The sequence below is a fragment of the Actinosynnema sp. NPDC037264 genome, from assembly GCF_055603705.1.
On sequence record NZ_JBVJVK010000015.1, the window covers coordinates 105,810 to 130,890 of the forward strand.

At 71.8% G+C, this 25,081-nt stretch carries 28 protein-coding genes and 1 pseudogene; 19 read left to right on the forward strand and 10 right to left on the reverse strand.

Translation table 11 applies throughout. From position 1 onward, the window contains the following. The first annotated feature begins 526 nt into the window (after positions 1–526). From ACZ7GX_RS19020 to ACZ7GX_RS19075, 12 genes are all read left to right on the forward strand, one after another. Positions 527–1,312 carry a ComEC/Rec2 family competence protein gene (locus tag ACZ7GX_RS19020; RefSeq protein ID WP_498778354.1) on the forward strand — a complete coding sequence of 262 codons (786 nt, stop codon included), beginning with the start codon at positions 527–529 and terminating at the stop codon, positions 1,310–1,312. After that, positions 1,264–2,682: a recombinase family protein gene (locus ACZ7GX_RS19025; RefSeq protein ID WP_498778355.1), complete on the forward strand. Its 1,419-nt coding sequence runs from the start codon at positions 1,264–1,266 to the stop codon at positions 2,680–2,682. The genes ACZ7GX_RS19020 and ACZ7GX_RS19025 overlap by 49 nt, the downstream gene beginning before the upstream one ends. Further along, on the forward strand, positions 2,679–3,008 hold the full coding sequence (locus ACZ7GX_RS19030) for a hypothetical protein (protein WP_498778356.1): 330 nt from the start codon (positions 2,679–2,681) through the stop codon (positions 3,006–3,008). The genes ACZ7GX_RS19025 and ACZ7GX_RS19030 overlap by 4 nt, the downstream gene beginning before the upstream one ends. A gap of 142 nt (positions 3,009–3,150) precedes the next feature. Beyond that, a complete protein-coding gene (locus tag ACZ7GX_RS19035) occupies positions 3,151–3,408 on the forward strand; it encodes a hypothetical protein (RefSeq protein WP_498778357.1) in 258 nt (85 codons plus the stop codon). Beyond that, the gene (locus ACZ7GX_RS19040) at positions 3,405–3,926 is read left to right on the forward strand and encodes a hypothetical protein (protein WP_498778358.1); all 522 of its coding nucleotides are present in this window, start codon (positions 3,405–3,407) and stop codon (positions 3,924–3,926) included. Before ACZ7GX_RS19035 ends, ACZ7GX_RS19040 begins: the two co-directional genes overlap by 4 nt. A gap of 267 nt (positions 3,927–4,193) precedes the next feature. Further along, positions 4,194–4,421: a hypothetical protein gene (locus ACZ7GX_RS19045; protein WP_498778359.1), complete on the forward strand. Its 228-nt coding sequence runs from the start codon at positions 4,194–4,196 to the stop codon at positions 4,419–4,421. 291 nt (positions 4,422–4,712) lie between these two features. Then, positions 4,713–7,133 (forward strand): bifunctional DNA primase/polymerase, encoded by a 2,421-nt coding sequence (locus ACZ7GX_RS19050; protein ID WP_498778360.1) that lies wholly within the window; start codon positions 4,713–4,715, stop codon positions 7,131–7,133. A 397-nt stretch (positions 7,134–7,530) separates the two neighbouring features. Beyond that, positions 7,531–8,004, forward strand: coding sequence for a helix-turn-helix domain-containing protein (locus ACZ7GX_RS19055; RefSeq protein WP_498778361.1), 474 nt, complete (start codon positions 7,531–7,533; stop codon positions 8,002–8,004). Next, positions 8,001–8,201, forward strand: a complete 201-nt coding sequence (locus tag ACZ7GX_RS19060) for a hypothetical protein (protein ID WP_498778362.1) — start codon at positions 8,001–8,003, stop codon at positions 8,199–8,201. The genes ACZ7GX_RS19055 and ACZ7GX_RS19060 overlap by 4 nt, the downstream gene beginning before the upstream one ends. 136 nt (positions 8,202–8,337) lie before the next feature. Further along, entirely contained in the window at positions 8,338–9,156 is an 819-nt protein-coding gene (locus ACZ7GX_RS19065; protein WP_498778363.1) for a hypothetical protein, read from the forward strand. Beyond that, the gene (locus ACZ7GX_RS19070; protein ID WP_498778364.1) at positions 9,149–9,817 is read left to right on the forward strand and encodes a type II toxin-antitoxin system VapC family toxin; all 669 of its coding nucleotides are present in this window, start codon (positions 9,149–9,151) and stop codon (positions 9,815–9,817) included. The genes ACZ7GX_RS19065 and ACZ7GX_RS19070 overlap by 8 nt, the downstream gene beginning before the upstream one ends. Positions 9,818–9,868: 51 nt before the next feature. After that, positions 9,869–10,690: an HK97 family phage prohead protease gene (locus ACZ7GX_RS19075; RefSeq protein WP_498778365.1), complete on the forward strand. Its 822-nt coding sequence runs from the start codon at positions 9,869–9,871 to the stop codon at positions 10,688–10,690. A gap of 20 nt (positions 10,691–10,710) precedes the next feature. On the opposite strand, the gene ACZ7GX_RS19080 is transcribed toward ACZ7GX_RS19075, so the two are convergent. Continuing rightward, complete coding sequence (locus ACZ7GX_RS19080; RefSeq protein ID WP_498778366.1) at positions 10,711–11,022, reverse strand: hypothetical protein; 312 nt, start codon at positions 11,020–11,022, stop codon at positions 10,711–10,713. Positions 11,023–11,109: 87 nt separating this feature from the next. Here ACZ7GX_RS19080 and ACZ7GX_RS19085 point away from each other — a divergent pair, with 87 nt between their 5' ends. Both ACZ7GX_RS19085 and ACZ7GX_RS19090 read left to right on the forward strand, forming a co-directional pair. Continuing rightward, positions 11,110–12,111: a site-specific integrase gene (locus tag ACZ7GX_RS19085; protein ID WP_498778367.1), complete on the forward strand. Its 1,002-nt coding sequence runs from the start codon at positions 11,110–11,112 to the stop codon at positions 12,109–12,111. A 107-nt stretch (positions 12,112–12,218) separates the two neighbouring features. Then, positions 12,219–12,440 (forward strand): hypothetical protein, encoded by a 222-nt coding sequence (locus tag ACZ7GX_RS19090; RefSeq protein ID WP_498778368.1) that lies wholly within the window; start codon positions 12,219–12,221, stop codon positions 12,438–12,440. Positions 12,441–12,644: 204 nt separating this feature from the next. Here ACZ7GX_RS19090 and ACZ7GX_RS19095 read toward each other — a convergent pair whose 3' ends face one another. Next, positions 12,645–13,436 carry a hypothetical protein gene (locus tag ACZ7GX_RS19095; RefSeq protein ID WP_498778369.1) on the reverse strand — a complete coding sequence of 264 codons (792 nt, stop codon included), beginning with the start codon at positions 13,434–13,436 and terminating at the stop codon, positions 12,645–12,647. 78 nt (positions 13,437–13,514) lie between these two features. Between ACZ7GX_RS19095 and ACZ7GX_RS19100 the strand changes: the two genes are divergently transcribed. Genes ACZ7GX_RS19100 through ACZ7GX_RS19110 form a run of 3 tightly spaced genes read left to right on the forward strand, consistent with a single transcriptional unit; the run spans position 13,515 to position 15,413 of the window. Then, the gene (locus ACZ7GX_RS19100; RefSeq protein ID WP_498778370.1) at positions 13,515–14,756 is read left to right on the forward strand and encodes a helix-turn-helix domain-containing protein; all 1,242 of its coding nucleotides are present in this window, start codon (positions 13,515–13,517) and stop codon (positions 14,754–14,756) included. A gap of 49 nt (positions 14,757–14,805) precedes the next feature. Continuing rightward, positions 14,806–15,066: a hypothetical protein gene (locus tag ACZ7GX_RS19105; RefSeq protein ID WP_498778371.1), complete on the forward strand. Its 261-nt coding sequence runs from the start codon at positions 14,806–14,808 to the stop codon at positions 15,064–15,066. Then, positions 15,063–15,413: a hypothetical protein gene (locus ACZ7GX_RS19110; RefSeq protein ID WP_498778372.1), complete on the forward strand. Its 351-nt coding sequence runs from the start codon at positions 15,063–15,065 to the stop codon at positions 15,411–15,413. Before ACZ7GX_RS19105 ends, ACZ7GX_RS19110 begins: the two co-directional genes overlap by 4 nt. A gap of 71 nt (positions 15,414–15,484) precedes the next feature. Here the strand turns inward: ACZ7GX_RS19110 and ACZ7GX_RS19115 are convergent, their stop codons facing one another. Both ACZ7GX_RS19115 and ACZ7GX_RS19120 read right to left on the reverse strand, forming a co-directional pair. Then, positions 15,485–16,132, reverse strand: coding sequence for a hypothetical protein (locus tag ACZ7GX_RS19115; protein ID WP_498778373.1), 648 nt, complete (start codon positions 16,130–16,132; stop codon positions 15,485–15,487). 104 nt (positions 16,133–16,236) lie between these two features. Continuing rightward, positions 16,237–16,857: a hypothetical protein gene (locus tag ACZ7GX_RS19120; protein ID WP_498778374.1), complete on the reverse strand. Its 621-nt coding sequence runs from the start codon at positions 16,855–16,857 to the stop codon at positions 16,237–16,239. A 134-nt stretch (positions 16,858–16,991) separates the two neighbouring features. On the opposite strand from ACZ7GX_RS19120, the gene ACZ7GX_RS19125 reads away from it, so the two are divergent. Further along, a complete protein-coding gene (locus tag ACZ7GX_RS19125) occupies positions 16,992–18,368 on the forward strand; it encodes a pentapeptide repeat-containing protein (RefSeq protein ID WP_498778375.1) in 1,377 nt (458 codons plus the stop codon). Positions 18,369–18,429: 61 nt separating this feature from the next. On the opposite strand, the gene ACZ7GX_RS19130 is transcribed toward ACZ7GX_RS19125, so the two are convergent. The 6 genes from ACZ7GX_RS19130 to ACZ7GX_RS19155 all read right to left on the reverse strand — a co-directional run bounded on the left by ACZ7GX_RS19130 (position 18,430) and on the right by ACZ7GX_RS19155 (position 23,121). Beyond that, positions 18,430–18,582 (reverse strand): hypothetical protein, encoded by a 153-nt coding sequence (locus ACZ7GX_RS19130; RefSeq protein WP_498778376.1) that lies wholly within the window; start codon positions 18,580–18,582, stop codon positions 18,430–18,432. A 233-nt stretch (positions 18,583–18,815) separates the two neighbouring features. Further along, positions 18,816–21,011, reverse strand: a complete 2,196-nt coding sequence (locus tag ACZ7GX_RS19135) for a cell division protein FtsK (RefSeq protein WP_498778377.1) — start codon at positions 21,009–21,011, stop codon at positions 18,816–18,818. Further along, positions 21,004–21,957, reverse strand: coding sequence for a hypothetical protein (locus tag ACZ7GX_RS19140; protein WP_498778378.1), 954 nt, complete (start codon positions 21,955–21,957; stop codon positions 21,004–21,006). Before ACZ7GX_RS19140 ends, ACZ7GX_RS19135 begins: the two co-directional genes overlap by 8 nt. Beyond that, the gene (locus ACZ7GX_RS19145; protein ID WP_498778379.1) at positions 21,954–22,316 is read right to left on the reverse strand and encodes a hypothetical protein; all 363 of its coding nucleotides are present in this window, start codon (positions 22,314–22,316) and stop codon (positions 21,954–21,956) included. Before ACZ7GX_RS19145 ends, ACZ7GX_RS19140 begins: the two co-directional genes overlap by 4 nt. Further along, a complete protein-coding gene (locus ACZ7GX_RS19150) occupies positions 22,313–22,495 on the reverse strand; it encodes a hypothetical protein (RefSeq protein ID WP_330876184.1) in 183 nt (60 codons plus the stop codon). Before ACZ7GX_RS19150 ends, ACZ7GX_RS19145 begins: the two co-directional genes overlap by 4 nt. Continuing rightward, the gene (locus tag ACZ7GX_RS19155; protein WP_498778380.1) at positions 22,495–23,121 is read right to left on the reverse strand and encodes a helix-turn-helix domain-containing protein; all 627 of its coding nucleotides are present in this window, start codon (positions 23,119–23,121) and stop codon (positions 22,495–22,497) included. Before ACZ7GX_RS19155 ends, ACZ7GX_RS19150 begins: the two co-directional genes overlap by 1 nt. 154 nt (positions 23,122–23,275) lie before the next feature. Between ACZ7GX_RS19155 and ACZ7GX_RS19160 the strand changes: the two are divergent. Continuing rightward, positions 23,276–25,051 (forward strand): annotated as a pseudogene (locus ACZ7GX_RS19160) (ComEC/Rec2 family competence protein); the annotation flags it as partial. Between the last annotated feature and the right edge of the window lie 30 nt (positions 25,052–25,081).

The following is a 25,081-nucleotide window of genomic DNA, read 5'->3' on the forward strand; positions in this document are numbered from 1 at the left end:
CTGCTGACCTCCACCTTCAGTTCGGCCACCGCGGTCCCTCGCGGCTCGGCTCTGGCCCGTAGGGCGGCTCATCCGCACCTGGTCCCGGCCTCTGCCAACCCTGGGCCTTCGGTTCGAGGGCGCGTGCAGCTCCGCCCACACGCGCTCCGGACGGGTGAGGGCAGGTTGTCCGTCGGGCCGCCGCCATTCCGAACGCTCTCGTGGCCATGACCACCGCGTGCGCTCGGTCGCGCTGGCACTCGGCCGCGCGGCACAGGTGGTGTGGCACCGCCCTTCGTCGGGCCACTCCGGAGGCGGGCGGACTCGCGGTGGACCTGCCGCTGCCAGCCCTCTCTGAACTCAGCCGTGGGTTCCCGGGCACGGGCGCAGGTCCCTTGTAGCACCTGGTCCTAACCGCACAAACGGCCTGGGCTAGGGCGCTCATCGGGCTGCACTTGGCGTGGCGGGTGGCGCGGGTGCCGGCCCGACTGCCGTCGTTCTCCGTAGTTCCCCTTCCTTCTCCGTGCCCTACTTCGGGGGTGAGGTCGTGAGTCCTCGTGCGTATCTGGTCCCTGCCGCGCTGGCGGTGTGGGCGACGGCCTTGGCCGGGCTGTTGTTGACGTGGTGGGCCGCGCCCGTGGTTGGTCTGGTCGCTGCCGCCATCGGCAGCTTGGCCTTGCGCCGGTGGCGACCGGCAGCCGTGGCGGTGGCTGTCGCGGGTCCGGTGGCGGCGTGCTGGATCGGTGCCCAGGTTCACGGGGCGGCCCACCATCCCTTGCGGGTCGCGGCGGAGCGGGGCACGCCCACCACTGTCCACTTCGAACTGGACAACCGGCCGCACGGCTTGCGCACCAGCGGTTTCGGCTCGAGGGCGAGCGGGGTCGACCTGGTGCTGGTGCGCGGATCGCTCGACGGCGGCGGCCGGATCGCCGTGCTGGCCCCGGCGGCGCGGTGGCGGGACCTCCTGCCCGGCCAACGGGTCACCGCGCGCGGCACCCTCGCGCTTCCTCGCGAAGGGGAGCTGACGGTCGCGGTGCTGCGGGTTCGCGGGCCGCCGCAGGACGTGACCGAAGCGCCGGTGTGGCAGCGGGTCGCCGAGGACCTGCGGGCCGGACTGCGGAACGCGAGCACCGCGCTCAACCCCGAACCGGCCGGGTTGCTGCCCGCGCTCGTCGTCGGCGACACCTCCGGCCTCCCACCCAGGGTGATCGAGGAGTTCCGCACGGCGGGTCTCGCCCACGTCCTCGCGGTCAGCGGGCTCATCCTCCGTAGTACACATGCGTCATGTCAAGCGACCAGGCCGGCCTGCGTGCCGGAATCTACGACCGGGTGAGCCACGACCGGCGCGGCAACCGGCGATCGGTGGACGAGCAGAACGCGGACAACCGGGCGGCCTGCGAGCAGCGCCGATGGACCGTCGCGGCGGAGTACGACGACAACGACCGCTCGGCGTCCCGGTTCGCCCGCAAATCCCGCCCGGACTGGGATCGGCTCCTCGCCGACATCGAGCGCGGCGTCCTGGACGTGCTCGTGTTCTGGGAGTCCAGCCGGGGCAGTCGGAAGCTGGTCGAGTGGGCCGGGTTGCTGGACACGTGCCGGGAGCGCGGCGTCCTGATCCACGTCACCAGCCATAACCGCACGTACGACCTCACCAACGCGCGGGACTGGCGGTCCCTGGCGGAGGACGGCGTGGACAGCGGTTACGAGAGCGAGAAGACCGCGAAGCGGATCGACCGCACGGTGCGCTCCCAGGCCGACAGGGGACTCCCGCACGGCCGGATCCCCTACGGCTACCGGCGCGAATACGACCCGAAGACCGGCGCGTTCCTGCGCCAGGTGCCCGACGAGGAGACCGCGCCGATCATCCGCGAGATGGCGCGGCGCGCGGCGGCCAACGAGCCGTTGAACCGGATCGCGATCGACCTCAACGAGCGCGGCATCCGCACACCCACGGGGCGGCCGTGGGAACTGAGTCGTGTGCGCCAGATCATCACGAACCCGACCGTGGCCGGCCTGCGCGTCTTCCGGGGCGAAGTCCTGCCCGGCGTCGAGGCCGCCTGGCCCGCGATCATCCCGCCGGACCAGTTCTGGGCACTGCACTCGAAGCTCACCGATCCACGCCGCCGCACCTACTCCGACGGGTCGATCAAGCACCTGCTAGTGAACATCGCGCGGTGCGGGGTGTGCGGGGCGAAGTGCCGGCGGATCAAGAACCGGGGTGTGTTCTCCTACGCCTGTTCGGAGAAGTTCTGCGTGGTCCGCGCCATGTGGCTGGTGGACCAGGTGGTGACCGATCACGTGGTCGCGCGGTTGGAACGCGAGGACGCATGGGACTTGTTCCGCGACGACGACTCCGGCGAAACCGCCGCCGCACGCACCGAGGCGGCTGGCCTGCGTGCACGGCTGGACGGGTTCTACGACCAGGCCGCCGACGGGAAGCTCACGCCCGCCGCGCTGGCCCGGATCGAGGCGAAGCTGCTGCCACGGATCGAGGCGGCCGACAAGCGCGCCCGTGCCGCCGCGACCACCCCGTTGATCGGCGAGCTGATCGGCGGGGAGGTCCGTGCGAAGTGGGAGGCGTTGACCGTGCCGCAGCGACGCGAGGTGGTGCGGGCGCTGCTGGTGCCGGTGATCAACAAGACCGTCGGGGGCCGCACCCGCGACTTCGACAGCATCCGGATCAAGTGGGTGGGGGAGAAGTGAGCGACGACGTGGTGATCGACGTGGTGTGCGGGAACGGCGACTGCGACGGGCATGGGTCCCGCCGCATCGAGCGGTTCGCCCGCGAGGATGGCGAGTGGGTCGGGCTGGTCCACCAGGCGCTCGGCGACGCCGTCACGGCCCGTCGGCGCGACCGGGGCGGTGTGGAGCGCGGCGGGCGGTCGTGGCTGTTCGAGTGCCCGAAGTGCGCCCGCAACGCCCGTGTGCGGCACCGGGACGTGGTTGACACGATGGATCGGTTGGAGGCTGCGGGTGCCTACACGATCACCCTGCGCATGCTGGGTGTGTTGGCGCGCAACGCTTCCTGACCGCTGATAGCGTTCGGGAGTCCGCCCGGGGCCGATGCGCCAGGGGGACGCGGGCCGGTGGCCGCTGACCACCGAGCAACCGCCCCACGGGACTCCGCGCCCTTCCGGGTGGCGTCGTCGCACGCCCCCTGGAGGCCCCACCGTGGCCCGTCACGTACGAATCAGCTCGCCGGAGGCCCGCAGCGCGCAGGCCCGCCTGGCGAACACCGTCCGCCACCGGGGAGAAGACCACCCCGACACCCTCGCCGCCCGCGCCGACTGGCGGGGCGAGGCGTACCTGGCGCGCGTGCGTGCCGCCGCCGCAGGTGCCCCGCCGTTGAGCCCGGAGCAGCGCGCCAAGCTGCGCGCGGTCCTCGCGCCCGTCGTCGTCGCCGCGAGCAGCCCGGAGGTGGCGGCGTGAGCGCCCCTGGGTTCTCGACCATGCCGCTCCCGGAGCTGGGTGGGGTGGAGGCCGACGCCCGCCGTCGCGCGGCGCTGGTGCGGGTCGGCGGACAGCCGCAGGCCGTGCCGCTGTCGGCGACGCTGGCCAGGCTGATCAGCAGTTGGTACGCGCCGATCACGGCCGACGACCTGTGCCGGCTGACCGGCTCCGACAATGGACAGCGGGTGAGGGTCACCGTCCTGGCCGTTCGCGACCGGCTCCAGCGGTCCGGCGTGCTCACGCAGCTCGGCGTGGTGCCGACCGATGAGGACCTGTACGAGGCGGTGAAGTCGCTCGCGCTGTCGACGCCGACGGAGTCGGAGCGGGCGGCCGTGGCCGACCGGGAGGCCGAGGAGCGGCGGGCCGGTCTGCTGGAGGACGCCGCGACGGCGGCCCGGCGGGCGGAGCTGCTGCGCGAGCTGGCGACGTTGGACGGCCCGCCGCCGCCGGCCCCGGCAGCTCCGTTGGGGCGGTCCCGACTGCGGCGGCGCGGCTGATGAGAGTGGCCCCGGTCACAAGCCGGGGTCACTTCTCGCACCCTTTGACGAACCGAGTTAATCCGGCTTGTCTCCCCTTTTCCGGATAAGCCCAGGATATGGCGTCGGCCGTACCGAGTTAACTCGACTAGTCTCTCCTCCGGCATTTGACGCGCCGAGTTAACTCGGGAAGGAAACCCCAGGTCAGAGGCGGTGCACCGCTTGCATAGTGCACCCGCATAGCGCTACCTTCGGCGGCGTACAACGACCGGCCACCTGGGAGGAAAAATGGTCGAGCGGAAGCCCTCCGAAAGGCACCGTGCGGCAGCGCTCGCGCGGTGGAGCCGTCGCACGCCGGAACAGCGTCGCGCCGAGAGCGTCAACGCCGTCAACGCGATGCGGGCGGCGCTGCGGAGGCGACTGGACCCGGATGGCCGCATGACGGCCGAGCAGTACCGGCAGGCAGTCAGCCAGCACATGGCCGACCTGGCGCGTGCCCGGCACGCGGCAGCGTGACCTACCGGGGCCGACCCCGGCCCTGACAGCAGCAACCCCGCTCCTGGGGTCCCGGTGCGCCAACACCGGGAGGAGCGGGGCCTGGACCGAGAACCCTCTGACAGGAACCGGCCCTACGTCGAGTTTAGCCGGGCCTACACGGCTCGCGAAACGGCGCGGGGGCGGGTCCGCGACCCGAAGGACGGCACCCACGATGGTACCGCAACCCTCTGACCAGCGCGAACGAGTCTGTTCCGTCGACCGCATCACCCTGCTCGACTCCACTGTGGGCGGTGCGCGATGAGCGCCGTCATGGAGCCTTCCGTGACCCCCGGCAGCCACCCGAGGACGGCGGCCCTGGAGTACGCGGCGCGCGGCTGGCGCGTGGTGCCCCTGCACCACGTCCGCGCCGACGGCACGTGCTCGTGCACCGAGGCGACCGGCCCGAACAAGGGCAAGCGGCTGGACCGCAAGGCTGGTGCGTGGGTGAGCTGCACGTCTCAGGGCAAGCACCCCCGGCCGTGGAAGTGGACCCTGGCCGCGACCACCGACCCCCGCCAGATCGCAGCGTGGTGGGCAGCTCACCCTGCGGACAACGTCGGCATCGCGACCGGGCCGGAGTCGGACCTGTTCGTGCTCGACGTCGACCCGGACAACGGTGGGGACGTCACGCTGGCCGCGCTGGAGAAGGCCCACGGGCCGCTACCCACCACGCGCACCGCCATCACCGGCAGCGGCGGCAGCCACCACCTGTTCACCTGGCCCAAGCGCGCCCGGCGCGACGGCCGCGAGTGGCGCAACAGCGCCGGGAAGCTCGGGCCGGGGCTGGACACGCGCGGTGTGGGCGGGCAGGTCGTCGCCCCGCCGTCGGTATCCGCGAAGGGCGAGTACGCGCTGGCCGTGGACGCGCCGCCGGCGGAGGTGCCGGACTGGCTGCTGGACCTGCTGGACGCCCCGCCACAGCGGCACATCACCCCGCCGCAGGCCGGTGGGGCGAGCGTGACCCCGCTGCCCGGTACGGCCGACGGCGACCGGATCGCCGCCTACGTACGCAAGGTCGTGGAGGCCGAGTGCGGCGCGATCGTGAACGCCGCCGACGGTGAGCAGAACACCCTGATCAACAAGGCCGCGTTCGTGCTCGGGCAGCTCGTCGCCGTAGGCGCGCTCACCGAGACCGACGCCGAGGCCGCTCTCACCGACGCGGCCCGACAGGGCAACCACCCCGACGGCAGGGCCGCCGCGTCGATCCGGTCCGGCCTGGAGGCTGGAATGCGGGTCCCGCGCAGCCCGTGGCCGCCGCCGGACCGCGAGAACCCGAACGGCGGACGCGTCACCCCCGCCCAGGTCCGGGCGTACGCGGAGGTCTGCGGCGTCAGCCTGGAGGAGGCGCGGGAGCTGTTCGGTCTGGACTCGGAGGACACCGAGACACCGCCCCCCGCCGCGCCGGTCGCCGACGCGGCCACCGCGCCCGCCCCGCCCGTCGACCAGGCCGGGCCGCTGGTGCCCGTGGCGCAGCTCGGCAACCCGGCGGAACTGCGGCGCGACCTGGTCGCGGCCGTGCGGAAGTGGATGCACGTCAACGACTTCGCGCCGTTCTGGGTCGCGCTGGGGGCCGCCGTCACCGCCGTGGACGACGACGACCAGGAGCCTGTCTGGGTGCAGATCGTCGGGGCCTCCAGTTCCGGCAAGACGGAGGCGGTCAAGCTGCTCAAGGGGGTGCAGGTCGAGTCACTGGACGAGATCACCCCCGGTGGCCTGCTGACGTGGGGCAAGGGCAAAACGCCCAAGCCCGTCGGACTGCTGGCCCGGGTGGAGCGGGGCGTGGTCACCTTCGGCGACTTCAGCACGCTGCTCGCCGGCGAGCAGCGGGGAGGACGTGACGAGGTGTTCGCGCTGCTGCGCCGCGTGTTCGACGGCGAGGTGACCCGCGATGTACAGGCACCGGGAGGCAACGCGCCCGGTCAGCTCCGCTGGGAGGGCCGGCTGACGATCGTCAGCGCGGTCACGGGCGAGATCGACCGGAGGCTCGCGTTCCACCAGTCCCTCGGGGAACGCTTTCTGTACGTCCGCGTGCCGGACGCCAGCCGCGCCGACCAGCGCGCGGCGGCCCGCAAGGCCCGCGAACGCAACAACGGCGCGCGGGCCGAGGCCGAACAGCTCGCCGCCCGGTTCGTGCTGTCCGGCCAGGCCGCGTACCGCAAGGTCGAGCTGTCCGACCGGGTGCTGGACGCGATCGAGGACGCCGACCAAGTCGCCCGACTCGGGCGGGCCAGCGTCCCCCGCTCCTCCGTCGGCCAGATGGAGATCAACGGCGAGGCGTCGGTGGAAGGCGCGGGCCGGCTGCTCAAGCAGCTCGTCGGCCTCGCCCGTGGCCTCACCGCCCTGGGGTTCACCGAGGACGAGGTGACCGCGCTGGCGCGCCGCGCGGCTCTGGACTCCATGCCTGCCAAGCGCCGGCGGGTCCTCGCGGGCCTGGCCGCCGTCGAGTGGGACGAGGCCGACAAGGGTCGGGCGGGAAGCACGCAGCTCGCGCCGCTCGCCCGGGAGATCGGCCTGGACCGGCGCGTGGTGCGGCGCGTGCTGGAGGAGTTCGCCATCGTGGAGGACGGCGTGGTGGAGGCCGTAGGCGGTCAGAACGAGCACGAGTTCGAGTCGAACTCCTGGCGGCTCGCCCCCGACTACGCCGAGGACGTCCGACGGGTACTCCTCGCGCCCACCACCGTCGCCGAGTAGCCGGACCTGCGCAGACGCCCGCCATCCACCCAGGGTGGCGGGCTTCGCGCTGTTCAGGGGGTGGGCAGAACTCCAAGGGGTGGGTATACGCCCCAGCCCGTCCGGCAGCCTCTATTAATGATCTCTCTCTCATCTCATGTGTGGGGTCCTTGCAAATCTGCCCACCCCCTGGCCTGCGGCGATGCTTGATCGTTTCCTCGGCGCGGGGTGGGTAGCGGCAGACCTGGAGTCGTGGTCCACGGAGGGGAGCCCGCGGTGCCCTCCCGGCCCGCCGCGCGCCCGCTTCCGCCCTGGGCGCGTGAGACACAGGCCCTCTGACATCGGCCCGGGAACTTGCCCGCGCTCGCGGCGGCGTGCCTTTGACGAACCGGGCACCCCGCCGGCGCACCCTGGCCGCATGACGACGTTCGGGAGCGTGACGCGCGCACGCGGTGCGCCTCCGGTGGGGGCGGCTGCGCCTCTGCGCCGGGGGGTGGTGACCGGTGGGGAACGGGATCGGCTGCGCGGCTCGTTCGGGCTGCTGCTGCGTGCCGAGCGGCACGCGGCCGGGTTGAGCCAGGCCGGGCTGGCGGAGCGGGCCGGGGTGTCGCTGTGCACGGTGAAGCGCCTGGAGCAGGGCCGCCAGAGGCCGAGCACGGGCACGTGCTGGCGGTTGGCGAAGGCGCTGCGCGCGGGCCTGGACGACCGGGCCGCCGTCGCCCTGGACGTGCGCCTGCGCGTCTCCGCCGGGCCGTCGCTGCGCTCATTCACCGCCCGTACGCGCCGCCGCCGCGAGCGCCTGGCGGCCGAGCTGCTGGCCGACGGGCTTCCGGTGACCGGCGCCGACGATTTCGGGGCGTACACGCTGTCTTTGCTGGTGGCGGCGTCGTGAAGCGCCGCAGGGACCGCGTGGGCGAGCTGCTGGCCCGCCCGTCGTGCACCGATGACGAGCTGGCGGAGCTGGCCGCGATCGGCATGGACAGGGCCGCGCGCCGCGACGTGCGGCGGCGTCGGGGCGCGGACCTGCTGGTAGCGGGTGCGCTACGTGCGTTGAGCTGCGAAGATTCGGCTTGTGAAGAGTTCCGGTAACACTTCGGCCTTGCCTGGAGACATGGAAACCACGTGGCCACGCCACTGGTTCGGGCGACTTCACCGTGAAGCGCTACAGACCGATGGGTGAGTCGGCTGTCAGGATGACGGCAACGAGTAGCGAGAGGAGTGAGCCGTGACGCAGGCGGATGACAGTGCCGTGGAGGTCCTGCTCAACTCCGACTCGAACCTCAGCGTGGCCGGCTACACGGCGATCCTGAACGAGGTCCGTCTCGCCCTCGCCGAGGTGGACCGTCTAGCCCTCCCTGGGCGGACTCCGCGCCTCGACTGGGCTATCCACCAGGTCAGCGGCAGCAAGTCACTTCGCGTCGTGTTGGCTCCGGTGACCGCGCCGATCCGCCGTCCGCTCAACACGATGGCCCTGGCGAGCAACGGCTTGGTCTCCGGTATCGGCGAGTTGCATCAAGAGCCCGCGATTCCCCCGCTATTCAGCGCACGGACCGTGGAGCGCGTGCAGAACGTCGGCCGTCACATGGCCAAGGAGCACCTGCGCGACATCAAGCTGACCCAGTTGAGCACCGCGCGTACCAACGCCGTCATCGACACCCAGACTGTGGAGAAGGCACGGCAGGCCGTGCACCCCGCACATAAGGCGTATGGCAGCGTGACCGGCCGGGTGGAGGTGCTGGTATCCCGTAACGAGAACCACCCCCGCGCGCAGATCATTCTAGAAGGCACGCGCCGTGCCGTGGTTGTCCGTGGCAGCGCCGGACACCGCGACATCCTTCGCACCGCATGGGGCAAGCGCGTCATGGCGGGTGGCGAACTGACGCGCAACAGCCTGGGGCAACCGGTTCGGCTGGAACTGACCGAGCTGCACGTTCTTCCCGAAAGGAACCATTCGTTGACGGCTTGGGACATCCTGGGAGCAGCGCCCGATGCTACGGGCGAGCTGACGACCAGCGAGTACATCGAACTGCTCCGCCGTGACTAGACGCATCCCGCCGAGGGTCTACGCCGATGCGCCGCTGTTCTACAACGTGATCAAGCGCGAGCGGGGCTTGTGGCCGGCGTCGCTCAAAGTGCTCCTCGCTGCGCAGCGGGGAGACATCAAGTTGATCGCCTCCACACTGCTCTTCGCTGAGGTGATTGGCCACCGTGGGGACGTGGTCCCGGCTGAGCGTGACGGGGTGATCGACCAGTATCTGACCGATCTCGTCGAGTGGGTCGAGCTGGACCTGTTCGTCGTTCGCGAAGCCCGCGAACTGGGAGATCGGTACAACCTGCGAGGGCCGGATGCCTCCCACCTGGCGACGGCTGTGCGGCGGAAGGCCGACTACTTCATGTCCCGCGACCTGGCTTTCCCCTATGGGGAGACGGTCGGCGAAGTCAAGGTCATCCAACCTGACATCATCTGGGACCCGTCCTTGGAGGACGAGGAAGTGAACCTCCGCGTGGAGCAGGAGGAAGCGGCCCTGCGAGCCGCAGAGGCTGAGAGCCAGGCCGCCAAGCTGGCGAAGTCGGCACGTGCTGCTGCGCTGTCCAATGGACAGCGCAGGGGACTGACGATCAAGCCCACGCCGACGCTGAGCATCGAGAACACGGCAACCTCTGGCCCTGCTGTCGATCCTCCTGCTGCGGGCCAGACGTCCTGAACCACGGCGCGGCGGCCGAACCGCGGACGCCGTCCGGGCGATCATCAGCCCATGAGCTTGAAGGTCGAAGCGCGTCGCGCCGCCCCGCTCCGCCGTGCCGAAGCCGAGCCGTCGGCTGGCGTCGTGGAGGCGCTGGTCGCGGTGACCGGCGTCCGTGACGATGTGGGCGACGTGATCGAGCCCGGCGCGTTCACACGCACGCTCAAGGACCGCAGGCCGAAGGTCGTGCTGTCCCACGACTGGAACCGTCCCGTGGGCAAGACCCTGGCGATCAGGGAGCTGATGCCCGGTGATCCCCGCCTGCCCGGGACGACGCACGACGGCCGTCCGTGGCCGAAGGGCGCGGGCGCGGTGTGGGCTCGCTACCAGGCGAACCTGGACACCGAGGACGGCCGGAAGTCGTTCGTGGACACCAAGTTCTTCGGGCCGGAGGCTGCCTACTCGATCGGGTACAACCCGGTGAGGACGCGACAGGTCGGCGGGACGCGGCACATCGACGACCTGGACCTGTTCGAGTACGGGCCGGTGTTGCACGGCGCGAACACGTTCGCGCGCTTGCTGTCAACGAAGGGCGGCCCACCGAGCCCGCTGGAGTTCAAGGTCGTGGCGTTGCGCGCCAGCGGCCCGTCGGGGCGGCGGCCGGGCCGCGCCCGGTTGACGCGCGCCGAGCTGGCGGCGGCGCGGGAGGTGCGGGAGTCGGCGGAGGCGGTGTTCTCCGAGGCGCTGGACGCGGACACCGTGCACGTGATGACCTCGGACGGCGACGTGGTCCCGGCGGCGTGCACGGTGTGCGGCAAGCCGTCGCGGGAGGCGGATGTGGTGCGGTTCGGCTCGGTGACGCTGTATCACCGGAGCTGTCTCGGGCTGACCTGAACGCGGAGGAATGTGTCCGGTCAGCCGCCGCGTGCCCGGTTGTCCTCGTCGAACCACCGCTGCACGGCTTCCTCCGCGCGCTGTCGCTCGGCTTTCGCCTGCGCCCTGGCGGCTTCCGCGCCTTCGGCGGCGCGTGGGTCCCGGTCGGCTCCGCGCTGGAGGCGTGAGGCGTCCACGGCGGAGTCGGCGACCAACTGCGCCAACCGCGCCGCCTCGCGCTCGTGCGGGGTGTCGCGGAAGGTGTTCACCAATGCGTCCGCATAGGTGTCCGCTTCCATCATGTCGCGGGTGGCTTTGCGGCGGGGCAGGCGCTGCTCCTCGTTCGCGGTCATGTTCCCCATCGTCTCGTGAACGGATCACCCCTGATGAGCTGAGGTCTGATAACTTTGCTTATCCGACTCCAGAATGGGGCTTTCGACATGCCCGACACCGCCGCCCTCGTCCCGTCCGGGGACCGCGTCCCGGTCCACACGGACGCCGACACGGTCATGTCCGACGCCACCCGTAGGCGGATCGCCGCCGGCGTCGCCGCGAACACCGTCAAGGCGTACGCCCGGCAGTGGGCCGCGTTCGCCGACTGGTGCGCGTCGCAGGGGCGCGCGGCGCTGCCCGCGACCGCCGAGACGTTGGCGGAGTTCGTCGGGCACCTGGCCGACGCGGGCAAGGGGCCGTCCACGTGCCAGCAGGCGATGGCGGCCGTGGCCGTGCGGCACGACGCCGCCGAGCTGCCCAAGCCGAACACCAAGGGCGCGCTGCTGGTGCTGCGGTCGCTGCGCCGCGAGCGCGCCGAGGCCGGGCAGCGCACGCGGCAGGCCCCGCCGGTCACGGTCGAGGTGCTGCGGAAGCTGATCGACGCCACCGACCCGGACAGCGCCACGGGCAAGAGGGACCGGCTGCTGTTGGTGCTGGGCCTGGTGATGATGTCGCGCCGCTCGGAGCTGTCGGCGCTGCGGATCGAGGACGTCACCGAGACGGACAACGGCCTGGAGATCCTGGTGCGGATGAGCAAGACCGACCAGGACGCGATGGGCGAGGTCGTGCCCGTGCCGCGCGGCTCGCACCCGCAGTCCGACCCGGTGCGGCTGCTGCGGGCGTGGCTCGCGGTGCTGGCGGAGAACGGGATCACCACCGGGCCGCTGCTGCGGTCGGTCGACCGGCACGGCCGTATCGGCACCGGCCGGCTGTCCACCGACAGCGTCAGCCGCATCGTGCGGCGGCTCGCCGTCCGGGCCGGGCTGCCCGACGCCGAGAAGTACACCGCGCACAGCCTGCGGGCCGGTGGCGCGACGGCCGCCTACAAGGCCGGTGCGCCCGTGTCCGCGATCAAGCGGCAGGGGCGGTGGAAGTCCGACGTGGTGAACGAGTACATCCGGTCCGTGGACCGGTGGCGCGACAACCCGATGGCCGACATTGGGCTGTGACAGGGGTCACCACGACTGCTTGCGTTCCTCATGCTGTAAAACCCGGCGGATCTCCCGGTTAAGGGCTGGAGACCACGTGAACGGCCTCCGGAACCGAAGGAGAAGCCATGCCCCATCCGCCCCGCATGTGGCCAGTGGGCCACGAAGTGATCACCGACCGGCGCGACCGGATCGTCGGCTACGTCGGCGCTCACGTCGTCGACAACGACGGGCTGCCCGTGCACCCGCTGTGGCCGGGCCGCCGGTTCCTGCCGCAGGACAACCGCCGCTCGTGCGGCCCGGCCTTCCTGCACTGCGCCGACTGCCGCAAGGCGGCCTCGCGCGACTGACCAACGGCACCGGCCCGCTCCGCGCGGGGCGGGCGGGTGCCGGGCACGCGCCGAAGGTGGACGAATTCTGGCCGGACCAGGACCCGGCCACGCGCTGTCCCGCGTGCGACGCGGTGGTTCGGCGGGAGCTGGAGAGGTAGGCGCTTTACCCCGTGGTCCGGAACTCCGACGGGCAGCAACACTGCGCTGGTCCCAGCCAGCAAGTTATCGGGAACTTGAACGACTTGGTTCAGTGCCTTGCAGGAGGTGTCGGAGGTACGACTCCGCCCTGAGTGACCGTCGCAAGGCCAAGATGGTTACGGGTAGGATTCCCCCGAACCCACTGGCCAGAATGAGCGTCCGTGAGGACGGCACCAGCCAGAAGCCGATTGCTACCACGCCCCCCAGGATCATGGGCATCACTATCTGCATGACGCTGATCCACTTCGACGGTTGGGCTATCGCGTTTGACCGTTCGCGGATCGGAACGTCAACCAAGTCCGCCACCGGTCGAAACTGCGGCTTGCCATCAAGCAGCACGGTGTAACGCAACCGGTGTTGCCGAGTCAGTAGCGCCGGACCCACGTGCAGCGCAGTCTCGCGCACCTCCACCACGGGTTCGCGCACTCCGGCACGCCCGGGGTCTGAGGTCTTATCCAGCAGCGCTAGGATCGGCACGCCGAATTCCAGTTCTAATGGCGCGCCGCTGAATGCCGATGGCGCGATGTCGAGCGGACTGTCACTGAGGATGTCCACCGTCACCAGGTAAGGCGCGGTCAGCGTCTGCCCCTCAAGTGACACGGCGAGTTCGCGGCCATCCAGACCTCGCGCTGCGCGTAGCAGGGGCACTGCCTGGTCCATCGTGATGTACAGCGCCCGTTGCGGCCGGGCGGAGCTGAACGCCGCCCATGCTCCTACCACGATCGCGACCACCGCGACCACTACTGCGGCGACCGCCCAGAACGTGCCCGACGCGTACCAGGGCTCCGTCGACGACAACTGCTCAGCTAACGGCATCCGCCCATCCAAGCAGGCCGTCATGCGAATGATGCGCCGACCTGCCCCGGCTACTCTCGAAGTAGCCGGGAGGTACACATGGACGCCGCAGACACCACGAGGCCGGAGCCGACCCCGTCGGAGATCGGCGCGCGGGTGCGCACGATCCGCCGCCGACGCGGCCTGTCCCTCGACGTCGCCGCCGGGCTGGCCGGGATCGGCAAGGCGTACTTGTCGATGCTGGAGAACGGCCAGCGCCGGTTCGAGCGGCGCGGCCTGTTGGAGGACATCGCCCACGCTCTCGGCTGCTCCGTCGCCGACCTCACCGGCCAGCCCTACCTGCCCGGCGACCGGGCCAGCGCCGAAGCGCTCGCCACCCTGCCCGGGATCTCCGTCGCCCTGTTCGACGCGACGTTGGACGATGTGCCCGACGTGTCCGCCCGGCCGCTGCACGAGCTGGTGAAGCGGGCGGCCCGCGCCAACGAGCACTCCGCGCACTCCCGTTACGGCGCGGCCGGGCGCGATCTCGGCACGCTGCTCGTCGACCTGCACGTCCACGCCGTCACCGGGACCGGCGCCACCCGCCGGACCGCGCTCGCCGCGCTCGTGGAGGCGTGCGTCGTGGCCTGCGGCGTCGCCCGCAGCCTCGGCAACCAGGACCTAGCGGTCACCGCAGCCGCGCGCGGCCAGGAAGCCGCCCGACGGCTGGAGGACCCGGCGCTGGCCGGGTTCACCGCCATGACGAGCACGGGCGCGTTGAGCAGGCTGGGCGCGCGGCACCGCGCCGAACGCGTCGCCGGGACCGCGCTGGAGCACCTGGTGGACGTGGCCGACCCGACCGCGCCGGACACCGCTACGGCGGAAGCCGCGGGGATGCTGCACTTGGCCGCGGCGCAGATGTCGGCGAAGTCCGGCTGCGCGCAGGACGCGGCGGCACATCTCGCGAAAGCCGCCGAGCTGGCGGAGCGCACGGGGGAGCGGAACACGCTGTGGTTCTCGTTCGGCCCCGCGAACGTGCGCGCGTGGGCGCTGTCGGTCGCGGTCGAGTCCGGCGATGGACCGGCGGAGGCCGAGCGGATCGAGGCCACCCCCGGCTACGACGAGGCGCTGACTGCCGCCGACCGCCGCGCGGCGCTGCACTTCGACCTCGCGCGGGCCTACGCGCAGGCGGACGGCGGACGGGACGCGCAGGCGCTGCGGCACCTGGATACAGCCGACCGGGTCGCCCCGCAGCGCATCCGGCACGACCCGGTGGCACGGGAGCTGCTGGTCGAGTTGGACCACCGCGCGAAGGTCCGGGCGTGGGAGCTGAAGTCGTTGAAGAACCGGCTCGGCGTGTGAGTTCACAGATTGTGAACGCCCGACTACCGGGGCGTTCTAGCGTCCCTGCATGGTCGTCGTCCTCGTCCTTCTCGGTGCAGTGGCCCTGCTCGCGGTCGCCTGGTGCGCGCTCCACGTCCGCCGCGAAGTCCTGCGCCGCCGCCAGGTCGCCCGCGTGCGCGCCGTCCTCGAACCCCGCACGACCGTCGCGGAGCTGCGCGAGCGCTGCGGCGCGGACACGCTGCCGCGCTACCCGACTCCGACCGTGACGGCCGGTGACCCCGACCCGGCCGTCACGGTCGGCCCAACTGGGGACGGTACGGCGGCGTGAGCAGCGGCTTGATCATTCCCGGCCGCCCCGAGGCGGAGATCGTCCGGCGTTACCCGGCTTTGCGGCACCTGCTCTACCTGCGCGAGGCCGCCTGGCGGTTCCTGCCGATCCAGCCCGGCCGCGACGAGATCGACGGCGTGCGCGTGTGGCCGGAGGGCTGGCGCGACGGGATCAGGTTCAGGACCGAGGACGACGCGCTCGGGGTGCGCCTGGACCGCGACACACGCATCACGTGGGAGTTCACCGGCTCGCTCGCCGAGGTCGTGCAGGAGCTGCTGATCCTGCCGCCCCCGTCCTCCAGGCTCGCGCCCCGGCTGGCCCGGGGCCGGGGGGCCGGACTGCGATAACCCCACCTGGTCCAAGGCCCGCCGCGCACCGCATGGTGCCGCTATACGCGGCAGTGCGGGGCAACCACGTGCTAAGGCTGCTCGGTGGCGAACCGCCGGACTGCAAGCTTCTCCAGCTCGTCCAGCTCGTTCGCCACGACTCTCGGGACTGCGAGGGCCTTGTTGAGCACGTCCACGGGAGCCTTACCGTCCGCAGTCCTGACGCTCACGTGGAATGCGTCGAATCGGCTAGTCATGAGCCCCTTGTAGTGCGTCATGTTGGCGACGAGCCTCGCCAGCTCCGGATCTGTTACGGCGACACTGGCTTGAACCAGCGCCTGGTCCAACGCTGCGGAGGCCGGGCCATGAGCCTGCACACCGTCCATCTTCACGGCCTCGGATGTGGGAAGGATGCTGAAGATCAAAGCGGCGGTCTCGGCGGCACCGATCCACGTCCGGGCGGCGTTGATCAGTGCTACGAGAGCTTCACGCTGATCGAGGCGATCGTGTTCGACTCGTTCGGCTTGAGCGAGGGCGATCTGCTCCCGCATCAGCTCTACCTGGGCTTTGGCTGCTTCGGCTTGCACCTCGGAGGCTTGCGCGCTTCGCTTCGCCTCCTGAACGTTGTCCTCGGCTGCGCTGGCCTGTCGTTTCGCCGAGTTGGCGTTGCCCAGCGCGATGAACGCTGCGATCAGCGCCACCGCGACGGCGAACCAGGCCGCCGCGTCTCCGACCTCCACCCCTGCCCCCTTGTCTCGCCGAGTCGGCTCGGCGCGTCTTCGAGCCGGACAGCAGGGTAAGGCAGCAAGCCGGGAGATCGCGTCTACCTAGGCGTCCTTGATATTCACTGCCCGCCGATTGCCGGGTGTATCAGCTGCACCTCCACCGGAGGGAGTATCCACCTACGGCCCTCCGGCGCTTCGCAGGTGAGCTGCACCAGCAGGGTCGTGGAAGGCAGCTTCCCTGTGAGGTCGACCCACACGACGACAGAGCCACCGGCCGTGAGGCCGGAGCGGATGATGCTCCGGCCGCCACGGATTTTCGAGTCAGGTGCTCCGGCGACTCCGGCGACGTCCTTGCCTTCGACGTTGATGGTGAGGGAACTCAGGTCGGCCCCCGATACCATCGCCACGTCGAGACGGACCGTTGTCTGTCCTGTGAACTGCCCAGGTCCCACGATCTTGAACTGGGGGCGGTCCTTTTCCTCGCGCTGTTCCGCGATCTGCTCACGCATGATCGCCACCTGCTGTTCGGCTGCCGCCGCGCTTCGCCGTGCTTGCTCGACGCCCGCCTCTGCGGCCTCGCGGGCCTTTCTCGCCTCGTCGGCCTGCTGGAGCGCCGCGGCGGCCTGTGTTCTCGCCGCTGCGACCTGCCGACTGGCGAACACGGCCGCGACTACCGCGACCGCCATCGAACCGAGCGCCACGACGGCCGCGACCCACGCGGGAACATCTCCGAAGTCCACCCTGCCCCCTTGCCTCGCCGAGTCGACCCGGCGCGTCATTGGTGGAGGGAGGGTACGCGCACCCTCCGACACGACGGGCCGCACGACAACGGGGCGGGTGGAACGACGAGCCACGACATCGCGATGATGCCGACGTGACCGACGAGCCCTCCGCCCTGTTACCCCGCCCCACCCCGCCCGCCCCCAAGAACGCGAAGCCCCGTCCCCGGCTACGGCGGTGGCCGGTCCCGCTGGTCGCACTGCTGGTATCGGCCGTCACAGTGGCCGCGTTGGTGGTGCTCTGGCGCTGGATCGACGGCCTCGCTTTGGTCGACCCGGACAAGCGGGCGACCGCGCAGCTCGACGCGCTGAAGCTCGCCGCGTCGATCGTCGTGGGCGGCGGCGGGCTGTTCGCGCTGTACCTCGCCGCACGCCGGCAGCGCACACAGGAGCTTGAGCTGGACGCCCGGCACGCCGAACTGGCTCAGCGCGACCGGGTGCAGGCCCACGCCGAGCAGGTCGCCGAGACCAACCGGCTGCACTCCGAGCGGGTTGCCGCTGACGCGCGTGTGCACGCCGAGGCTCAACGCATCACGGAGCTGTACACCAAGGCCAGCGAGCAGCTTGGGTCCGAGAAAGCCCCGGTCCGGCTGGCCGGGCTCTACGCCCTGGAGCGGCTGGCTCAGGACAATCCGCATCAGCGGCAGACCGTGGTCAACGTGCTATGCGCGTACTTGCGGATGCCGTACACGCTGCCCGGTGATCCTCCCGCTGAGGACGCCGACGAGCAGACGCGCGCCCGCTACGACGAGCGGATACAAGAACGTGAGGTTCGGCTTACCGCTCAACGTGTTCTTGCCGCCCATCTGCGTCCTGGCGACGATCCTGGCCGCATAGCTGCGACCTTCTGGAAAGACACTGACCTCGACCTCACCGGTGCCACCCTCATCGACTTCGACCTCGCCGACTGCAAGATCCGGCGAGCCCGGTTCGATATGGCGTCATTCTGGGGAAACGCCAGTTTCAAAAAGGTCGTTTTCGAGGAGACCGCCTTGTTCGACGAAGCGGTGTTCAGCGGCCTTACCTCATTCAGGGAGGCGACGTTCATCAAAATCGCCGGGTTCGCAGATGCAGTGTTCAGTGTGGTCGGATTCAAAAAGACGAGGTTTGGTCATGTTGCTATGTTCGGTGCGACCACCTTCAAGGAAACTGTCAAGTTTGACACGGTGAGGTTCGAGGGCGATGCCTGGTTCCGTGAGGCGAAGTTTTTGGGCTATGCCAAGTTCGATCGAGTAACATTTGACAGAAGTGCGAAATTCGACGAAGTGACTCTCGGTAAGGGTATCGTGTTCGACACGTCTGTAGTCGTTCATCCGGTGCCTGCTCGTTCGTCTTGGCCGAAGAACTGGCAGCCCTCCGAAGAGCACGGCCCAATCGAGGGGCGAGAGGGAACCTGGCATCGCCTCGTCCAAATCGATACGGCAAGTAGCGACCAGCACAAGAGGCCAGTACTTCCTGATGTTGGCACCTGATCTTCAACAGGACGAGGCCGCCCCGGCGACGTGTCCGGGGCGGCCTCGTGGTCGTGCAAGGTCAGCTCGTGCACACCGCCGACGGCGGAGCGGTCGCGGTGCCATCGGGCGTCGCGCTGACCAACCCGAACAGGTACGCGACGACGCACGCGGCGGCGGCCAGGGCCAGCCAGCGGCCGGGCCGGAACTCGCGGGTGTGGGTGACGGTGGGCATGGTGTCCTCCCTGGTGTGCCGACCCCCGGCGCTGTGCCGAGGGGGTTGGAACAAGGCCCGGAAACGGGCCTCAGAACGTCTGTGAGGGCGATCCGCGGTGAGTCCGCGGTGACCTTGGAACAGGTCCGTCCGTGCAGCTCACGGGCTTGTGGGGTGGTTGTGCGGGGTTGGAACAGTGGCGCCGGTGGTCGGAACGGGTGTGCCGACCCGTTTCGACCCTCGTTCCGGCCCCATCAGCCGCCGATCGCGGCCCGGATCGCGGCCACGTCGACCACCGCTACCGCGTTGTCGTAGCCGGGCATCCGCCGCTTCGCCAGCTTCGGCACGCCCGCCGCGCGCAGCGCCTCGCCGAGCGTCTTCACGTCCCAGCCGATCCGCTCCGCCAGCTCGCCCGTGGGCACCACGCTGTGCTCCTCATCGCCGAGCACGTCGGCCAGCAGCTCCAGGACTTCGGGCAGCTCGTGCACCAGCTCGGCGTCCATCGGCTCCGGCCCGGTCGCGGTGGCGGTCACCTCGTCGGCCAGGCGGGCGGCCACGGTCGGATCCAAGGCGGCCAGGTCGTTCTGCCCGGCGGCGTCCCCGGTGAGCGTCCCGGCCTGCTCGCGCAGCGCCCGGCCCCGCTCGCACGCCGCGCGGATCGCGGCGATGTGGAGCAGGTGCGTTCGCACGGTCACCGCGTCCCCGGCGGACAGCTCCGTCTCGCCGTCCGCGCCGAGCAGCAAGCCCACGCCCTTGTGCGAGGTGAGCAGCTTGCTCGCGTCCATCCCCGCCCGGTACGTGCCCGCGCCGAGGATGGTCTCCGACGCCTGGTAGGTCATGACCTTCAGCGCGAAGCGGGTGCCGAGCTGGCCGCGCAGCCCGTCCGGGATGACCTTCGCGTCCGGCTTCTGCGTGGCCAGGATCAGCGAGTAGCCGGCGGCCGGGCCGGTCTTGGCGATGTAGGTCAGCAACTCGCAGATCCGCTGCCCGACCTTCCTGCCCTTCGGCTCGTCCTCGTCCAACGGCACGTCCAGGCCGAGGAAGTTCTGGATCTCGTCGATGCCGATCACGGTCAACGGCATCCCGTGCGCCGGGTCGCGGGTGATCTCCGGGGTGACCTTCGACTCCGGGCACAGCTCGTCGTCCATGTCCGCCAGCCGGTCGAACCGGTCGGCCACGTCGGCGGCGCACTCCTCCAGCACGCTGATCAGGCGGCGGGCGTCGGACTCCCGGGAGCCCCGGATGAACCGGTGCGCGACCTGCTCGAACGGGCGGAAGTCCTTGCCTCCCTTGCCGTCGGCGACGATCAGCCGCACGTGCGGGTCCAGGGCGGCGGCGGTGAGCGGCAGGCGCGCGACGAACGTCTTGCCCTGGCGGGGGATCGCGCCGATCAGCAGCGAGGTCCACACCACGGGCAGGCTCACGGCCGCGCCCCGTGCGGTGGTGCCGAACGGCACCGGCCGCCACAGGTCCCAGCTTGCGGCGGTGGCGAGCGGGCTGGGCACCGGGTCGGCGGCGTACGGGTCGCCCTTGCCGATCCACAGCGCCACCCGCCCGGCGTGGCCCCGGTCGCCCCGGACGCGCTCCACGATCAGCCGCACCTCGTCCACCGCCAGCGCGGACGCCAGGGCCTCGCGCTTGGCGATCACGTCGGACGCCTTGCGCGACGGCGGCAGGTCCAGCACCAGCGACCACCCGGTGTCGTCCTGCCGGGGCCGCTCCACGAAGTACATCGGCTCGCCCTTGCCGACGATCCCGGCCGAGCGGAACGCCTCGATCAGGTTGTCGCCGTCCATCAGCATGGCCAGCGTGCGCGCGCCGCCGAGCACGGCCTGACGGCCGGGGGAGCCGTCCTTGCGGCGGCCGGCCACGGCGAGCGCCACGGACACCGCGCCACCGGCCACGACCAGCGGCAGGGAACCGGCGGTCAGGTCGACCACCAGGCCGCCCAGCCCGGTCGCGCCGGTCCCCACCAGCGTGATCACGCCCCGGCGGCGGCGCACCGCCGCGATCTCCTGCCAGCGCGAGGCGAGGCTGTCGCTGGACTTCGCGGCGTCGTAGAAGTCGGCCACGCGGACCCACGCCCACCAGGCGCGGGTGGACACGACCAGGCCCCGGCCGACGGCGGCCGGGTAGCGGACCGGTGCGAGGGCGGCGCGGCCCGCCAGTGCGGCCCCGGCCTGCTTCGCGGTCTCCGGGCTCTGCCACTTCGCGGGGAGCTTGGACACGGCGGACTCGGCGAGCCGCCGCGCCTTGGACTGCCGGTACTCGGCGTCGGTGATCAGCTCGCCGTCCAGCACGGGCTCGGCGGGCTGCACCGGCCCGGCGGCCGGGGCCGGCGTGACCGGCCCCGGCTCGTCGGCGGGCGCGGGAGCAGCCGCGCCGGGGAACACGACCAGCTCGCCCATCTCGTCCAGCTCCTCCCGCTGCTTGTGTGCACGTTCAGCCACGGCTCGCCACCTCCCCGGCGACGGCCGCCAGGCGCGGCCGGTTGGCGTCGGCGAGCACCCGGCGGGCCTGGTGCTCGGTGATCCCCAGCTCCTTCGCCAGGCGGGTGCGGCCGACCTGGCGGCCCTCCTGGCGGGCGGTCGCCAGCACGGCGCGGGCGCGCTCCACCAGGTCCGCCGGGTCGACCTCCGCCGGCCGGCGCGGGGCCTGGCGCGGCACGCTCACCGGAGCCTCGCCAACCTGGCGACCCGGCTCGTCACTCACCTGGTGAGCCTGGCGAACGGGCTCCTGGTCGACCCGGTGGGCGTCGTCGCCGGGCTCCACCAGGTGGGCCGGTTTGGGCTGGTCACCAGGCTGGTGGACGTCTTCACCAGGTGCCTGGTGCGGCGTGCTCGCCAGGTTCTCGCCGACCTGGCGAACCGAGGGCTCACCAGGTGCGGTCACCAGGTCGCCGACCTGGTGGACGGGGGCCGGCGACGCCGGGTCGGCGGGTGCCTCACCAGGTGCGCCGGCCTCCTCGCCGGCCTGGCGCGCCAGGTCCGCCGCCAGCCCGGCGAACGCCCGCTGGTACGCCCCGGCCGCCTCGGTGGCGACCCACAGCAGCACCGGGCCGACCGCGTGCAGCGCCACCCCCACCACGTCGCCCTTCAGGGCGCTGGGCGCGATGTTCAGGCCCAGGGTCACCAGGCCGGTGACCGCCCGCAGCGCGATGCCCCACCCGGTGGAGCGGCCGTGCTGGGCGAGCACCCGGTCACCGACCAGCGCCAGCACCAGGGCCGCGTCCACGGCCGGCGGGAGCATCCACGCGGAGAAGGCGGGGATGCCCTGCGAGATCAGCCACGGCGTCACCGTGAGCACGCCGTAGACCATGACGACGCCCGCGATCACCCACGTGGCCCCGGCGATCACCTTGCCCGTGCGCTCCAGGCGCAGTGCGTCCGTGTTCACCGGCCACCGCCGATCCGGGCGGCCAGCTCGGCGGCCCTGGTGAGCAGCGCGGCCAGCTCGGCGGCGCGCTGGGAGGTCATCAGGCCGGGGTCGTCGCTGGTGCCGTCGGCGACGCGGCGCACGTCCACGGCGGCGACACCGGGCAGGTAGGTCAGGGACTCCTCGCCGACGACGGCGTGCAGGCGCTGGAGCACCCGCACCACCAGGTGGTCGGCCCCGTCCGGCAGCAGCAGGACGCGGCCGACTTCGGCGACGTGCGCCAGGCGGCCCTCCGACATGCGGATCGTCTCGTCGGCCCACTCCGGGGTGTCCGGGCGGGCGGCCGGGGTGAGGTGCGCGGCGCGCTTCGGTCCGCTCATCGTGCGGCCTCGCAGTCCTCGTCGGTGCAGTCGGTGATCTCCCAGGTCCGCCGGGAGGCGGCGGACGGGGTCAGTGCGTTCGTTGCGTTGCGCAGGAACTCGGCGGCCTCCCGGGAGGGCAGGCAGTCGACGGGCGAGGTCCAGCCGTGCGGCTCGCGGTAGGTCAGGTGGGCGCGCATCACCGGGCACCCCCGCTCCGGGCCGGGGCGCAGCGCGGGCACGGCGTCGACCGCGTGCGGTCCTCGTCCAGCCACACCACCCGGGCACTGATCGGGTCGCCGGGGCGGGCGTCGCAACCACCGCACTCCGCCGGGACCGCCGAGCGCCCACCGGGCGCGCTCGGCGCGGGACGGTTTCCCTGATGGTTGAAGGACGTTTCGGGCGTCATGCTGACGCCCCGCTTGGTCGCTGCTGACGCCCCGTTCGTGCGCTGCTGACGCCCCGTCGAGGTCAGCGGGGCGTCGTCCTGACGCCCCGTGCCCGTGCCTGTGGACAACCCGGCCGACAGCACCAGGTCGTACACCTGGGGGCGCAGGTCGGCGCGCTCGATCCGGGCGTCGCGGTAGCGGGTGTTACCCGGCTTGATCAGGCCCAGGTCCTCCAGGGAGCGCAGCGCGCGCTGCACGGTGCGCCGGGACAGCCGGGTGTAGCGCTGCATCCGCTCGACCGACGGGAACGCCTCCGACCCGTCGGGGCCGGCGTGGTTCGCCAGCGCGATCAACGTGATCGCCAGCGCGGCGGCGTCCTTGCGGTCGGTCGGGATCGGCGCGGTGTTCAGCGCCCAGTTGATCGCCTCGATGCTCACCGGCTCACCGCCCGGTGGCGCTGGTACGGCAGGATGTCGTGCACGGCTCGGACCTCCACAGCAGAGTCCGGGTCCAGGCCCCGCCGTGGTGTTCCCGCACCCGGTGGGGCCGTCCCGTAAGTGGGACTCCGACGCATCTGGGCGACGGAGCTTTACGGGTGCGAACTTGGCGATCCTCTGCGGCGCGGTCCTGTTGCTGCTGAGGCTGCTGCGGGTAGGTCCGCGTGGTTGCGCGGCGGGTGCGATGGCGGCGCTGGTCGGGTTCGTGGTGCTGGCCGGGCCGGAGCCGAGCGTGTTGCGGGCCGCCGTGATGGGCGCGGTGGCGTTGCTCGCGCTGGTGCTGGGTCGGGAGCGGTCGGCGTTGCCAGCGCTCGCGGCCGCGGTGGTGGTCCTGGTGCTCTACGACCCGGAGTTGGCCACCGAGCCGGGGTTCGGGCTGTCGGTGGTGGCGACAGCGGCGCTGGTGCTGCTCGCGCCGAGGTGGGCCGCCGCGATGAAGGAGCGCGGCGTCCCGGTGGGTTTCGCCGAGGCGTTGGCGGTGCCGGTGGCGGCGAACCTGGCCACCGCGCCGCTGGTCGCCGGGCTCTCCGGCCAGGTGAGCCTGGTCGCGGTGGTGGCGAACCTCCTGGCCGCGCCGGTCGTGGCCCCGGCCACCGTGCTCGGGGTGCTGGCCGCCGTGCTGGCGCAGGTGCACGAGCCGACGGCACGACTGGTCGTCGAGGTGGCCGGTCCGGCGGTGAGCTGGCTGATCACGGTCGGCCGGCACGCGGCGGCCGTGCCCGGCGCGGCGGTCGGGTGGCCCAGTGGCTGGGTCGGCGGGCTGCTGCTGGCCGGGGTGCTGGTGCTCGGCTACGCGATCGCCAGGCTGCGCCGGGTGCGGACGTTGGTCGTGGCGGCCGTCGTCGGCGCGGTGGTGGTGGTCGTGCCGCTGAACGTGGTCGCGCCGGGGTGGCCGGTGCCCGGCTGGTCGGTCGTGGCCTGTGACGTGGGTCAGGGCGACGCGGTGGTCCTCGCCACCGCCGAGCGCGACCGGGCGGTGCTGGTCGACGCGGGGCCGGACCCGGTGCCGGTGCTGTCGTGCCTGCGTCGGCTCGGGGTGCGGCGCATACCGCTGGTGGTGCTCAGCCACCTGCACGCCGACCACGTCGGCGGGTTGGCCGCGGTGCTGGCTGAGCGGGTTGTGGGCGCGGTGGCGGTGGGGCCGTCGCGGGAACCGGAGTGGGCGTGGGAGGAGGTGAGGGAACGGGCGCGGACGGCCGGGGTCCGCCTGGTCGAGCTGGGCGCCGGGCAGCGGCTGAGCTGGCCGGGTCTGGAGCTCGACGTGCTCGGCCCGCGCGCGGACCCCGTGCGCGGGACGGACACGAACACGGCGGTCAACGACGCGTCGCTGGTGCTGCGGGCCTCCACCGCGGCCGGGCGGGTGTTGCTGACCGGAGACATCGAGCTGGCCGGGCAGGCGGACCTGCTCGGTGGGCACGTGGACCTGCGGGCCGACGTGCTCAAGGTGCCGCACCACGGGTCGCGGTACTCGTCACCGGCGTTCCTCGCGGCGGTCCGGCCGCGGATCGCGTTGGTGAGCGTCGGCGCGGGCAACCGCTACGGCCACCCCAGCGGGGTGGTGGTCGACGCGTTGACGAGCCGAGGCGCGCTGGTGCTGCGCACGGACCGGGACGGCGACACCGCCGTCCTGGCCGGCCCGGACGGGCCGCAGGTCGCCCGCAGGAGCGGCGGCCAACCCGACAACGGACAAGGGGAGAACGATGAGGAACGACGTCTGGATCCGACTGCACTCCGGCTGGTCGCCGCAAGGCGGCAACCGGGCGCTGGCGTGGGCGCTGTGGCAGCCCGGCTACACCGCCCAACCCTGGCCGAGCGACGAGCTCCGGCCCGCGTTCACGTATTACGTGTGCGAGGAGCTGCCCAGCGGTGAACGCGGAATCGTCGCCAGGGCAACGGCCAC